Here is a 12,980-nt window from a genome sequence, read left to right on the forward strand (position 1 = left end):
CGCGAGCAGCGCGCCTTCGCGTCCGCTCAGCAGCACCGTCAAAGTTCCGGTGGCCGGTGCCTGGGGGCCGGCTGCTCGCCGAGGCGGCGCAGCGCCCGGGCGGCTACGGCGCCCGCGGAGCCGTGCAGTGACGGTGCCGATCGCAGACCACGGGCGTCTGTTACGCGGCTTTCGGTCACCGCGCGGGGCTGACCGCCTGCAGGAGCCTGCCCTCCTCGTACGCCGGGGCAGGCGCGAGCAGCGCGCCTTCGCGTCCGCTCAGCAGCACCGTCAAAGTTCCGGTGGCCGGTGCCTGGGGGCCGGCTGCTCGCCGAGGCGGCGCAGCGCCTGGGCGGCTACGGCGCCCGCGGAGCCGTGCAGTGACGGTGCCGATCGCAGACCACGGGCGTCTGTTACGCGGCTTTCGGTCACCGTGCGGGAGTGACCGCCTGCAGGAGCCTGCCCTCCTCGTACGCCAGGGCGGGCGCAAGGAGCGTGCCCTCGCGGCCGCTCAGCAGCACCGTCAGTGTTCCGGTGGCCGGCGCCCCGGGGGCCGGCTGCTCGCCGAGGCGGCGCAGTGCCTGGGCGGCTACGGCGCCCGCGGAGCCGTGCAGGACGAGCGGCGGGGAGCCGGGCTGCTGCACGGCGGCGCGGATGCGCTCGGCGACGAGTTCGTAATGGGTGCAGCCCAGGACGACGGTCGTTACATCGCCGGGGGTCAGGGCGGCGGCCGCGGCGACGGCGGCGTCGATGGCTGCCTCGTCGGCGTGTTCCACGGCCTCGGCGAGCCCGTGGCAGGGCACCTCGGTGACCGTCACACCGTCGGCGAACTCCGCGATGAGGTTGCGCTGGTACGGGCTGCCGGTGGTGGCGGGTGTCGCCCAGATCGCCAGGGGGCCGCCGCCCGCCGCGGCCGGCTTGATCGCCGGGACGGTGCCGATGACCGGCAGCTCGGGTTCGAGGCGGGCGCGCAGGGCGGACAGGGCGTGCACGGACGCCGTGTTGCAGCCGACGATCAGCGCGTCGGGCCGGTGCGCGGCGGCCGCCTCGGCCACGGCCAGGGCGCGCGCGGTCAGGTCCTCGGGGGTCCGGGGTCCCCAGGGCATGCCGTCGGGGTCCAGGGACAGTACGAGATCTGCGTCGGGCCGCAGACGCCGTACCGCAGCGGTGGCCGCCAACAGACCGATTCCGGAGTCCATGAGCGCGATCTTCACCCGGCCACGATAGACGATGGGCCCTTACGGGCAGGTCGGGTGGGGCAGACTGCGCGGGTGAGCGCCATCGTGTGGATCGCCGCCGTATCACTCGCCGCCTGGCTGTGGCTGCTGCTCTGTCAGGGCTTCTTCTGGCGCACGGACGTCAGGCTGCCGCCGCTCCGGGATCCCGACGAGTGGCCGTCGGTGTGCGTCGTCGTCCCCGCGCGTGACGAGGCCGCCGTGCTGCCCGCGAGCCTGCCGTCGCTGCTCGCCCAGGAGTATCCGGGCCGGGCGGAGATCTTCCTGGTCGACGACGGCAGCTCGGACGGCACCGGGGAGCTGGCCCGCGAACTCTCGGACACCTGCGGTGGACTGCCGCTGACCGTCGTCTCGCCCGGTGAACCGCCCGCGGGCTGGACGGGCAAACTGTGGGCCGTGCGGCACGGCATCGACCTGGCACGCGCGCGTGGGCCCGAATATCTGCTGCTGACGGACGCGGACATCGCACACGCGCCGGACAGCCTGCGCGAGTTGGTCGCCGCCGCGCGGAGCGGCGGCTTCGACGTCGTGTCGCAGATGGCCCGGCTGCGGGTGGAGAGCCTGTGGGAACGGCTCGTGGTGCCGGCCTTCGTCTATTTCTTCGCGCAGCTGTACCCGTTCCGCCGGATCGGCAGGAAGGGGACGCGGACGGCGGCCGCGGCGGGCGGCTGCGTCCTGCTGCGCACCGAGGCCGCCGAGCGGGCGCGGATCCCGGACGCGATCCGGCATGCCGTCATCGACGACGTGGCGCTCGCGCGTGCGGTCAAGGGCAGCGGCGGACGCATCTGGCTGGGGCTGGCCGAGCGGGTGGACAGCGTGCGGCCCTATCCGCGCCTGCACGACCTGTGGCGGATGGTGTCACGCAGCGCATACGCGCAGTTGCGGCACAACCCGCTGCTGCTGGCCGGGACGGTCGCCGGGCTGGTCCTGGTGTATCTGGTGCCGCCCGCGGCCCTGGTCGCAGGTCTGGCCTCCGGGGGTGGGACAGCCGCACTCGTCGGCGGAGCCGCGTGGCTGGTGATGACGGGGACGTACCTCCCGATGCTCCGCTACTACCGCCAGCCGCTGTGGCTGGCTCCGCTGCTGCCTTTCACCGCGTTCCTCTATCTCCTCATGACGGTCGACTCCGCGGTGCAGCACTACAGGGGACGCGGCGCGGCCTGGAAGGGCCGCACCTACGCGCGCCCGGATGCCGTCGCGGACGAGCACCCTCTCTAGATGACCACTTCCAAGGGGTGCCTGCGCAGGGTTGGGGGTGGGCGGTCAGGCGTCGGGGTCGACTTCAGGGTGCGTGAACCGCACGGGCTTGCCCAGCGACCGGGCGTAGGCGATCTCGGCTCGGGTGCTGTCGCCGATGTAGTCGCCGACTACGAGCACCTCATCAGCGAGCCGGATCTTCGCTCGGTGCAGTTCGTCGAGTCGGACCTTCAGCGCCTTGGCCTCGACAGGATCGGACCACAGTTGGTGCGGCGACTTCATGTCGCAACCCGGCTTGACGACGATCTTTCCGGCTTTGGTCTCCCGCACATCGGCCTCTGCCATCTCGGTCATGAAACGGGTGGAGCCGCAGATCACGACGATGCCCGGGAGGCTCAGCTGCTTCTTCGCGTCGGCGAGCGTCTCCTCGGGGGTGAGCCGCTGCGGGTATGACACTGGTTCCTCCTGGTGGTGCGGTCCACGGGGTGTCTACGGAGACGAGAACGAGGGTGTCCGAGATCGTCAGCCCGGCTACAACAAGCGGCTACGCGAGGCCGCCGGTCTCGTACGGGTCGTGGACTCCACCCCGGTTTCGAACCCCAACCGGCCGAGCGTGGAGTCCCGCTGCCGCGACCGGCCCGTAGAGGAACGGCACACATCCGGAGGGGCCGTCAGCCCGCGGCAAGCACCACATCCTCGCGCTGACCGCCGCGATCTGGCACAGCGATGCGACCAGACAAACAGTCCTGCGCTCACTGCCCGTCGGAATGGATCATCCGGGGCGCTCACTTCCTGCCGGGAGTCCAGTTCATGCCCCACCCGTAGGCGTGGTCGACGGTCCGCTGCGGGCTCACCCCGCGCTCGGGCACCAGGTAGCGGGCCTCGCGCTGGACGACCAGGTCGCTGCCCGTGTTGGTGATCAGGGCGAGGGCGCACACCGTCGAGGGGACCGTGCACTCGTCGAGCGAGAAGTCGATCGCGGCGCCGTGCTGCGGCTGGAGGGTGACCGTGGCGTGCAGGTCGGCGAAGGAACGCGCGCCCTCGTAGATGGTGACGAAGACCAGAATCCGCCTGAAGGACTGTTTGTGGTCCAGGTTGATCGTGAGGTTCTCGCCGCTCGCGAGGGCACCGGTGCGGTCGTCGCCGTCGAGATGGATGTACGGCGGCCGCTGCAGGGACCCGAAGGCGTTGCCCAGGGCCTGGACGACGCCCTTGCTGCCGTCGGTGAGTTCGTACAGGGCGCACAGGTCGAGGTCGAGGTCCGCATGCATGGCGACCGCGCGGCCGCGCTTGCTGCCCCATCCCGAGAACTGCTTGCGCACCTGCCAGTTGAGGTTCACACGCATCGCACCCGAGGTGCCGCCCTGTTTGGCCAACGAGACCGCCGGGGCCGCCTTGGTGAGCGTCACCTTGCTCAGACGGACCGGCTGCGCGGGGGGTGCGGGTGGCGGGGGTGGCTGCACGGCGGCCGGGGGTGCGACCGGCTGTGGCGCATAGACCGGCGGCGCGACGGGCGGCGGCATGGTCACCGGCGGCGCGACGGGCGGCAGGGTCGTCGGCGCCGCGACCTGGGGCGCGGGGGCGGTGTGCTGCGGTTCGTCCACCGTGATCCCGAAGTCCGTCGCCAGGCCCTCGAGTCCGCTGCTGTAGCCCTGGCCGACGGCGCGGAACTTCCAGGCGCCCTGGCGGCGGTAGAACTCACCGAGCACGAAAGCGGTTTCCACACTTGCGCCCGTGCTGTCGAAGCGGGCGACCACACCGCCCTGGGCGGCATCGCGGACCTCGATGTAGAGATCGGGAACCTGTCCGAACGTACCGCCGTCCGCGGAGGCCGCGAGGACGATCGTCTCGACGGCGGGCTCCACGCGCGCGAGGTCGACCAGGACGGTGTCGACGATGCGGCCGCCGCCGTCGCGCTTGCCCTCGTGCCGGACCGCCCCGGAGACGTGCGCGGGCTGGTTGTAGAAGACGAAGTCGCCGTCGGAGCGGACCTTGCCGCCCACCAGCAGAAGGGCCGAGGCGTCCGCGTCCGGGACACCGGGGCCGGAACGCCAGCCCAATTCCACCCGCAGCGCCGTCGTCGGCACCGGGGTATTCGATCCTTTCGGCATTGACATGTCCGCCCCCATCACGTGTCACTGCGCCAGTCCGTGGCCCCGGCGGCTCTTCCGGTTCTCTACCCGCACAACCTATTCCCCCGGGACAGCGAACTCCCACGAGGAGCGCAGGAAGAGCAGGGACCGACCCGCCGGTAACCCGCTCGGAGCTTGGCCTTTACAGGACCGGTACCTCGTTCGACGCCCTTTTTTGCCGAGTTCGCTCGCATTGGGGATCCCGCGTCACCGCGAACACTCAAAACAACCCTCTTATCGGTCTCCCCAACTAGCACATCGAGGGCTTAACTTATGAGCCATGACCTCCCCCCGCTCCACCTTCGGCGGCGGTTACTACTCCGCCTTCCCGGACACTCCGATCTACGACCGGCTCGTCGCCGAGCGGGGCACCCCGCAGATCGCTCCGATCCGGGTCCCCGCCGCGTACGACGCGCCGGGCAGCTACCTGCCGGCCCTGCCGTCGGCCCTGCCCGCCCTTCCGGCGGGCCCCTCCCAGCCCTCCTACGGCTATCCGCAGGCGCAGCAGCCGGCTCCGCTGCAACAGGCGCCCGCGGCCTACATCCCCCAGCAGGCCACGGCGCCGCGCGGCTATCCCGGCCCCGGCCCGCAGCCGCCGCAGCCACAACGGCCGATGGCGACCGGCACCGGCTACGAGGCGATGCGCCCCGCGGCCGCCCGGCCCGCCCCGGTTCCGTATCAGGACCCGTACAACAACCAGCAGCAGTACCGGGGCTACTGACCGCTCCTCCCCGGTTGTCACTGCCGCCTGGCAGGATGGCCTGATGGGGAACTCGCTGCTGCAGTCGATTCACGTCCATCCGGTGAAGGCGTTCCGGGGCCTTGCGCCCCGGGAAGCCGTCGTGGAGCCCTGGGGGCTGGCCGGAGACCGGCGGTGGGTGCTGATCGACGACGGGGGAAAGGTCGTCACACAACGTCAGCAGCCGCGCCTCGCGCTGGCCGCCGCCGAGCTCCTGCCCGGCGGCGGCGTTCGTCTGTCCGCGCCGGGCATGGACCCGCTGACCGTGCCGGTACCCCGTGCGGTCGGCACGGTTCCGGTGGAGATCTTCGGCGAAAAGGTCGAGGGGGTCCCCGCCGCGGAGGCGGCCGCGCACGCCTGGTGCAGCGAGTATCTCGGCATCGGTGCGCGCCTCGTGCACATGGACGACCCGGCCACGCGCCGGCCGCTCGACCCGGAATACGCACAGCCGGGCGAGACCGTCAGCTTCGCCGACGGCTACCCGCTGCTGCTCACCACCGTCGCCTCCCTCGAGGCTCTCAACTCCCTGATCGCACAAGGTGCCCGCCCGGCCGAGGGGCCGCTGCCGATGAACCGCTTCCGGCCGAACGTGGTCGTGGCCGGCACCGCCGCCTGGGCCGAGGACGACTGGTCCCGCATCGCGATCGGCGAGGTCACCTTCCGCGTCGCCAAGATCTGCGGGCGCTGTGTGGTGACCACCACCGACCAGGACAGCGCCGTGCGCGGCAAGGAGCCCCTGGCCACACTGGGACGCCACCGCCGCATCGACGGCAAGCTGGCCTTCGGCCAGAACCTGGTTCCCCTCTCCCCCGGCACGATCCGGGTCGGCGATCCCGTGACGGTCCTCGCATAGCCGGCTCGCCGGCTCCGACCCTCGGACGGCTGCGCGGCCCGCGGAGAAAGATCCGGCCAAGGACCGGTGCGCGGGAACCCGGTGCGGGGTCTGGGCGTTGAGTTTTCGTGAGAAGTTCATGAGAGGCCCCGGGGACAGGTGATTTCGATCTCTCTTTGACCGGGCCCGCGGGTGAACGGCTCCATCGGGGGTTATCACGGAGCGGGAAGGGGGTGCGGGACAGTGCGAGCAATCGGCGGACTCTGGCGCTGGCGGCACAATCCGCTGCGGCGCACGAGCGATCTGATCGAGGCGTGGGTGGCGCTGGTCGCGCTGCTGCTGATCCTCGGCGTCGCGCCCGTGGTCGGTTCCCTCGTCGGCGGCATCGCCCAGGACGCCCTGCAGCAGTCCGTCCGCGACCAGCGCACGGCCCGCCACCTGGTGACGGCCACCGTGGTGCGCAAACTGGACCGCTCTCCCCTGGACACCGACCCCGAGACGGCCTCGGCGCGGGACCTGCGCAGCCGCGTCGTCGCCGACTGGACAGCACCGGACGGCTCCCGCCACCACGGCGCGGCCCTGGCGGAGCTCAAGTCCCCGCACCACGGCGACCACTTCAGGATATGGACGGACGAGCAGGGCGAGATGGTGGCCCGTCCCCTGGACTCCACGACGGCGACGACGCATGCGGTGCTCGCCGGAGTCGGCGCCGCCATGCTCACCGCGGGTGCCGTCGAGGGCGCCCGGCGGCTGATCGTCTGGCGCATGGTCCGCCGCCGGTACGCCCGTTGGGACCAGGCCTGGGACCGGGCGGGCCCCGACTGGGGCAGGACCGGCACGGGCAGCTGACGGGCTTACCGCTCTGGTCAACCCACCGCCCGCGCGCACGCTACGGTGGACCGGCCGAACGCAATCGGCATCAACCCGCGTACCACGAGGTGGGGGCACAGCAACGCCATGGCACAGGGCACGGTCCAGGTGACGCACACCGGCACATCGCGGTGGCGACGCCGCACGGGTGAGTACGCATCGCTCGCCGCCGCCCTGGAGGCCGCAGCCGACGGTGACGTCCTCACCGTCGCGCCCGGCACCTACCGCGAAAACCTCGTCGTCCAGCGGTCGGTGACCCTGCGCGGGCCTGAGGGCTCTCCCGGTTCGGTGCGGATCGCACCGGTGGACGGGGTGCCGCTGACCGTGCGTGCCTCGGCGGTGGTCCAGGACCTGCATGTGGAGGGGCAGGATGCTTCGGTGCCCGCCCTGCTGGTCGAAGAGGGCACGCCGGAGTTGCTGGACGTTCGGGTCATCACCCGCTCCGCGGCCGGAATAGAGGTGCGCGCAGGCGCGCGTCCCACCGTTCGACGGTGCACCGTGGACAACCCGGCCGGCATCGGCATCGCCGTACTCGACGGCGGAGGCGGGGTGTTCGAGGAGTGCGAGGTCGTCGCCGCCGGTCAGTCGGGCGTCGCCGTCCGCGGCGGTGCACACCCGCGCCTGGAGAGGTGCCGGATCCATCACGCCTCGGGGGCAGGACTGTCGGCGACCGGGGAGAACTCCGCACTGGAAGCGGTCGGTTGCGAGGTGTACGAGGTGCGGGGCAGCGGCGTCCAGGTCACGGGCCGGGCCACCGCGCACCTCACGGACTGCGATGTGCACCGCACCACCGCGGACGGTGTCACGCTGGACACGGACGCGGTGCTCACCCTGGCCGACTGCCGCATCCACGACATCCCGGAGAACGCGGTCGATCTGCGCTCGCGCTCCGTGCTCACGCTGACCCGCACGACGGTTCGTCAGTTCGGGCGCAACGGCCTGTCGGTGTGGGACCCGGGCACGCGCGTGGACGCCAACCAGTGCGAGATCTTCGACAGCACGGGCGACTACCCGGCGGTGTGGGTCAGCGACGGCGCCACCGCGGTGCTGGAGTCCTGCCGGGTGCACGACGTGCCGGACGCCCTGTTCGTCCTGGACCGCGGCTCGCGCGCGGACGTCGTCGACAGCGACCTGACCCAGGTCCGCAACACGGCCGTGTCGGTGAGCGACGGCGCGACCGCGCAACTCGACGACTGCCGCATCCGGGACGCCGCGACGGGCGCCTGGTTCCGCGACCACGGCAGCGGCGGCACCCTGAGCAACTGCACCATCGACGCCACCCAGACCGGCGTGATCGTCACCAAGGGCGCGGACCCCACCATCGAACGCTGCACCGTCGACTCCCCCGCCGAAGCGGGCTTCTATGTGTCGGCGGGCGGCCGCGGCAGCTTCGTGGGCTGCCGGGTGACCGGCAGCGGCGGCTACGGCTTCCATGTGATCGACGGCAGCCGTACGACGCTGCGCAAGTGCCGCACGGAGCGGTGCGCGCGCGGTGGGTACGAGTTCGCGGAGGGCAGCGAAACGGCCCCCGGTTCGGGCCCGGTCGTCGAGGACTGCACCAGCGACGAGAGCGCGGGCCTCAGGCCGCCCGCGGCCCGGGAGACCGCCGTACAGCAGACCGCCCAGTCACCGGGCCTGCTGGGCGCGATCCCTGGGCAGCGCAGCACCGAGCAGGAGCCTCTGCTCGGTGCTGCGCAGCCCTCGCAGCCCGAGCAGCCGGCACGGACGTCGAAGGCCGTGCTGGGTGAACTGGACGCGCTGGTGGGCCTGGAGAGCGTCAAGCGTGAGGTGCGGGCGCTGACCGACATGATCGAGGTGGGCCGACGCCGACAGCAGGCGGGCCTCAAGGCGGCCTCCGTCAAGCGGCATCTGGTCTTCACCGGCTCCCCCGGCACCGGCAAGACGACCGTGGCCCGGCTCTACGGCGAGATCCTCGCCTCCCTCGGTGTGCTGGAGAAGGGGCATCTCGTCGAGGTGTCGCGGGTCGACCTGGTCGGCGAGCACATCGGCTCGACGGCGATCCGCACCCAGGAGGCCTTCGACAGGGCGCGCGGCGGTGTGCTGTTCATCGACGAGGCGTACGCGCTGTCGCCGGAGGACTCGGGCCGGGACTTCGGCAAGGAGGCCATCGACACGCTGGTCAAGCTGATGGAGGACCACCGGGACGCGGTCGTGGTGATCGTCGCGGGCTACACGGCCGAGATGGAGCGGTTCCTTTCGGTCAACCCCGGTGTGGCGTCCCGTTTCTCACGGACCATCACCTTCAGCGACTACGAGCCCGACGAACTGCTGCGGATCGTCGAGCAGCAGGCCGAGGAGCACGAGTACCGGCTGGCGCCGGGCACCGCGGAGGCGCTGCTGAAGTACTTCACGGCACTCCCGAAGGGCCCGGCGTTCGGCAACGGCCGGACCGCACGCCAGACCTTCGAGGCGATGGTGGAGCGGCATGCGGGCCGGGTCGCCCAGGTCGACGAGCCGAGCACGGACGATCTGACCCTGCTCTACGCCGAGGACCTGCCCGAGTCACCCTGAGGTAGCGGTTCGGGGCGTGGACCGGGCAGCTCCGAGCGCAGGCGGGCCAGCAGCCGTTCCCGTTCCTCGGCGAAGGCCGGGTCGGCCTGGTAGTCGCCGTGGCCCAGGATCGGGGCGGGCAGCGGGTGCCGTGCGGTGCGGCCGTAGGCGAGGGGGTCCTTCAGCGGTGCGCGGTCCACTTCGGGGCCGCAGTCGCCGGACAGCCGGACCGGGCCGCCGATGGGGTCGGTGAGCCGGTACAGATTGCGCCAGCAGTCGACGTCGTGGTGCAGGGAGCTGAGCGCGGCGGGCCCGAAGTGGGCCGGGAACCAGCGGCCGTAGAGGCGCTCGAGCGGGGAGCCGTAGGTCAGCAGGGCGACCCGTCTGCGGACCGACGGCTTCAGCTGCCAGGCCGCGGCGGCCGCGAGCACACTGCCCTGGGAGTGTCCGGAGAGCACGAGGCGGCCGCCCGTGGCACGCGTCCAGGTCGCCATCCGCCAGGTCAGGTCGGGCACCGCGCGCTCCGCGTAGCAGGGCGGGGCGAAGGGGTGGGCGGCGCGCGGCCAGAAGGTGCCGACGTCCCACAGGATACCGATGGTGCGCCGGGCGGAGGCGTCCTTGTAGGCGCGCCTGCCCCAGGTGACGAAGAGTATGAAGCCCAGGCCGATCAGCCAGGAGCCCAGCGCCTGGGCGGTCTGTGCGGCGCCGTGCACGAAGGCCAAAGCGTGCTGTGCGGCCTCGCCGGGCGCCTTTTCGGTGATCTTCGCACCCAGGAGGGCTCCGGCGCCCAGCAGCAGGGTCGTGGCGGAGGTGACGGCGACGACGAGGGGGCCTCGGTCGGTGAGTGCGGCCAGCGCGCGGGTGGTGGCGATGCGGCGGGTGCGCGCCGCGTCCTTCGGTTCGCCGGGGTAGTCGAGTTCGACGGTGCCCAGTTCGGTGCGGCGCAGCAGCCAGGCCCGCCGGCCGAGCCCGGCGCAGAAGACGAGCAGGACGAGGAGGAGTACGGGGATCACGGACGCCTGCCAGGTCAGCAGGACAGGCGGGCCGTCGATGGAGGTCCCGGTGCCGTCCAGCCAGTCGGACACCCGCTGGGAGACGCCACCGGACATCACCCCGCCGAGGGCGCAGGCCAGCATGGCGACGGCGGGTCCGCCCTGGCCGCTCAGCACGGTGCGGGCATCGGGGTGGCTGCGGTGGAGCAGGTGTGCGACCACCGCGAGGGCGATCACCAGTAAGCCCTGGACCAGGGCGAGGGCGCCGAAGGTGGTGCCGCCGCCGGGCAGCAGACCGGCCGACTGCCAGCCGGGACGCTCCCAGCCGGCGTACACCGTGCACAGCAGCAGGAGGAGGAGCGCGGTCAGCGGCAGGCGTCGTACGAGGTGCTCGTCGAGTTCCTGGTCGACGCGGTTCTCGGTGCGGCCCCGGCGGCAGACCACCCACAGCACGACTGCGGCGGTGGCGACGAGCGCGATCTCCAGGAGCCGGCCCACGGTGTCGAGTGCCGCCGGGCCGCCGGGCCTGCGGTCGAAGCGGGCCGCGGAGGAGGCGACCGCCGCGGCCACCGTCAGCAGGCCCGCCGCCGTGTGCGCGGCGCGCAGCCGGGCGACCAGCCGGCGGCCGTACCAGAAGCCGGGCCGGCCCAGGGCGGTGCGGCCGGTGTCCTCGTCGGGTTCGGGCCGGCGGTCGATCGGCTGCTGGGACTCGTACGCGCTCCAGGTGCGGTGGGAGAGGTACCACAGCAGGGCGGTGAGCGCTGCGGGTACCGCGGCCGCGACGGCGAGCCGTCGGCCTGGCCTGCTCCACCAGCCGTTCTGCGACACCTCGGGCGACAGGAAGCCCAGCCAGGAGTGCCGCTCGGCGCACGCGCGCGTGCCCGCGCACTGCCAGGCCGCCAGGTCCAGGGCGACCTCGCAGGCCGCCGCGACCAGCAGCACCGTCAGCGTCAGGCCCGCCAGCCGCACCAGCAACCCGTACAGGCGGACCGTGCGCCGGTGGCCGCGGGCGGTGGGCCGCATCCAGTGGGCGAGGTTGACCACCATGAACGGCAGGAGCAGCAGCCACAGGGCCCGCGCGCTGTTGCCGGAGGTGAGATTGCACCAGACGTAGGCCTCCGGCACCGGTCTGCCGCGGTAGTCCTCGGGTCTGCTCTCCGCGTCGACGTCCTCGGCGCGCCGGAAGACGGCCGCCGTGTCGTCGCCGGTGATCCGCACCGTGCGCGGATCACCGAGCATCTCCTGGGGCGTGGTGCCGCCCACGCCGTGGACCAGGAGTTCCAGGGCGATCGCGGATCTCTCGGGTCCCTGGACGGGACCGCTGGTCGGGACACGTTCCTGTGCACGTTCCACTGTTCGCACTTCCCCCGTGACGCGCCGTCTTCTTGTCACCGTGCGGGCACCAGGATCTCCGCTCGGACGGCGGCGTACACCCGTGAACACGGAATCTCCCCGATCCGGGTGATCTGCGGGGCACAGAAGGGGCATTGGTGACATGCGCGCGTCGGGCAGATGGCGTCCTGGGGGCCCACCCGTGCAAGGATGGGACGTCCGCGCACCGGGGCAGGGAAGAATGTCCTTGTCGGAGCAGGTGCGCAGGGCGTGTCGGACGGCTTGAGGCGAAAGGACCGGAGCGTACGTGAGCGAGAATCAGAACCTCCTCGCGGAGCAGCGGCGCGCCCTGATCCTGGACGAGGTCCGGCGCCGGGGCGGGGTCCGTGTCAACGAGCTGACCCGCAAACTCGGCGTGTCGGACATGACGGTGCGCCGCGACCTGGACGCGCTGTCCCGCCAGGGCGTACTGGAGAAGGTGCACGGCGGCGCGGTGCCGGTCGTGGAGGCGAGCACGCACGAGCCTGGCTTCGAGGCCAAGTCGGGCCTCGAGCTGACGGCCAAGGAGGACATCGCGCGCTCGGCGGCCCAGCTGGTGGCGCCGGGTACCGCCATCGCCCTGTCGGGCGGTACGACGACGTATGCGCTGGCCCACCATCTGCTGGACGTGCCGGACCTGACCGTCGTGACGAACTCGGTGCGGGTGGCCGACGTCTTCCACGCGGCGCAGCGCACCTCCGGCCCCCGGCAGGGTGCGGCCACAGTGGTGCTGACCGGCGGGGTGCGCACGCCCTCCGACTCGCTGGTGGGGCCGGTGGCCGACCAGGCGATCGCGGCGCTCCACTTCGACGTGCTGTTCCTCGGTGTGCACGGCATATCGGTAGAGGCCGGCCTGTCGACGCCGAACCTCGCGGAGGCCGAGACCAACCGGCGCCTGGTGCAGTCGGCACGGCGGGTCGTGGTGGTCGCCGACCACACCAAGTGGGGTGTCGTGGGCCTGAGTTCGTTCGCGGCACTGGAGCAGGTCGACACGCTGGTGACGGACGCGGGCCTGGCGGGCGACGCGCGCGAGGAGATCTCCGAGCATCTGCGCCGGCTGGTCGTGGTGGGCGAGTCGGAGAGCTGACCCCTCGGGGCACTGCTGACATCTGACGGGTCGCC

At 72.2% G+C, this 12,980-nt stretch carries 10 protein-coding genes and 2 pseudogenes; 6 read left to right on the forward strand and 6 right to left on the reverse strand.

Annotation, left to right across the window (positions count from 1 at the left end):
• From ACFY1E_RS10380 to ACFY1E_RS10390, 3 genes and pseudogenes are all read right to left on the reverse strand, one after another.
• A pseudogene (locus ACFY1E_RS10380) lies at window positions 1-128 on the reverse strand (glutamate racemase); the annotation flags it as partial.
• Between the two features lie 47 nt (window positions 129-175).
• Window positions 176-360 (reverse strand): annotated as a pseudogene (locus tag ACFY1E_RS10385) (glutamate racemase); the annotation flags it as partial.
• A 47-nt stretch (window positions 361-407) separates the two neighbouring features.
• A complete protein-coding gene (locus tag ACFY1E_RS10390) occupies window positions 408-1,193 on the reverse strand; it encodes a glutamate racemase (RefSeq protein WP_389073722.1) in 786 nt (261 codons plus the stop codon).
• A 39-nt stretch (window positions 1,194-1,232) separates the two neighbouring features.
• Between ACFY1E_RS10390 and ACFY1E_RS10395 the strand changes: the two genes are divergently transcribed.
• Complete coding sequence (locus tag ACFY1E_RS10395; protein ID WP_389073725.1) at window positions 1,233-2,432, forward strand: glycosyltransferase; 1,200 nt, start codon at window positions 1,233-1,235, stop codon at window positions 2,430-2,432.
• Between the two features lie 45 nt (window positions 2,433-2,477).
• On the opposite strand, the gene ACFY1E_RS10400 is transcribed toward ACFY1E_RS10395, so the two are convergent.
• Window positions 2,478-2,867, reverse strand: a complete 390-nt coding sequence (locus ACFY1E_RS10400; protein ID WP_389073727.1) for a hypothetical protein — start codon at window positions 2,865-2,867, stop codon at window positions 2,478-2,480.
• A gap of 329 nt (window positions 2,868-3,196) precedes the next feature.
• Window positions 3,197-4,522, reverse strand: a complete 1,326-nt coding sequence (locus tag ACFY1E_RS10405) for a TerD family protein (RefSeq protein ID WP_389074882.1) — start codon at window positions 4,520-4,522, stop codon at window positions 3,197-3,199.
• A gap of 301 nt (window positions 4,523-4,823) precedes the next feature.
• On the opposite strand from ACFY1E_RS10405, the gene ACFY1E_RS10410 reads away from it, so the two are divergent.
• From ACFY1E_RS10410 to ACFY1E_RS10425, 4 genes are all read left to right on the forward strand, one after another.
• Entirely contained in the window at window positions 4,824-5,264 is a 441-nt protein-coding gene (locus ACFY1E_RS10410; RefSeq protein WP_389073730.1) for a DUF6643 family protein, read from the forward strand.
• 43 nt (window positions 5,265-5,307) lie between these two features.
• Window positions 5,308-6,135 carry an MOSC domain-containing protein gene (locus ACFY1E_RS10415; RefSeq protein ID WP_389073731.1) on the forward strand — a complete coding sequence of 276 codons (828 nt, stop codon included), beginning with the start codon at window positions 5,308-5,310 and terminating at the stop codon, window positions 6,133-6,135.
• Window positions 6,136-6,357: 222 nt separating this feature from the next.
• Window positions 6,358-6,963: a hypothetical protein gene (locus tag ACFY1E_RS10420; protein ID WP_389073734.1), complete on the forward strand. Its 606-nt coding sequence runs from the start codon at window positions 6,358-6,360 to the stop codon at window positions 6,961-6,963.
• Between the two features lie 108 nt (window positions 6,964-7,071).
• A complete protein-coding gene (locus tag ACFY1E_RS10425) occupies window positions 7,072-9,516 on the forward strand; it encodes a right-handed parallel beta-helix repeat-containing protein (protein WP_389073736.1) in 2,445 nt (814 codons plus the stop codon).
• On the opposite strand, the gene ACFY1E_RS10430 is transcribed toward ACFY1E_RS10425, so the two are convergent.
• Complete coding sequence (locus tag ACFY1E_RS10430; RefSeq protein ID WP_389073737.1) at window positions 9,486-11,840, reverse strand: hypothetical protein; 2,355 nt, start codon at window positions 11,838-11,840, stop codon at window positions 9,486-9,488. The genes ACFY1E_RS10425 and ACFY1E_RS10430 overlap by 31 nt on opposite strands.
• 286 nt (window positions 11,841-12,126) lie before the next feature.
• Here ACFY1E_RS10430 and ACFY1E_RS10435 point away from each other — a divergent pair, with 286 nt between their 5' ends.
• Window positions 12,127-12,945, forward strand: a complete 819-nt coding sequence (locus tag ACFY1E_RS10435; RefSeq protein ID WP_344398670.1) for a DeoR/GlpR family DNA-binding transcription regulator — start codon at window positions 12,127-12,129, stop codon at window positions 12,943-12,945.
• The last annotated feature ends 35 nt before the right edge of the window (window positions 12,946-12,980 follow it).

This window comes from Streptomyces sp. NPDC001604, assembly GCF_042893475.1.
Classification (GTDB): Bacteria; Actinomycetota; Actinomycetes; order Streptomycetales; family Streptomycetaceae; genus Streptomyces.

What these genes read in the sequence shown, in the direction of transcription:
- ACFY1E_RS10405 (WP_389074882.1), bottom strand. Translation starts at nt 4,522, where the DNA reads ATGCCGAAAGGATCGAATACCCCGGTGCCGACGACGGCGCTGCGGGTG.
- ACFY1E_RS10410 (WP_389073730.1), top strand. Translation starts at nt 4,824, where the DNA reads ATGACCTCCCCCCGCTCCACCTTCGGCGGCGGTTACTACTCCGCCTTC.
- ACFY1E_RS10415 (WP_389073731.1), top strand. Translation starts at nt 5,308, where the DNA reads ATGGGGAACTCGCTGCTGCAGTCGATTCACGTCCATCCGGTGAAGGCG.
- ACFY1E_RS10425 (WP_389073736.1), top strand. Translation starts at nt 7,072, where the DNA reads ATGGCACAGGGCACGGTCCAGGTGACGCACACCGGCACATCGCGGTGG.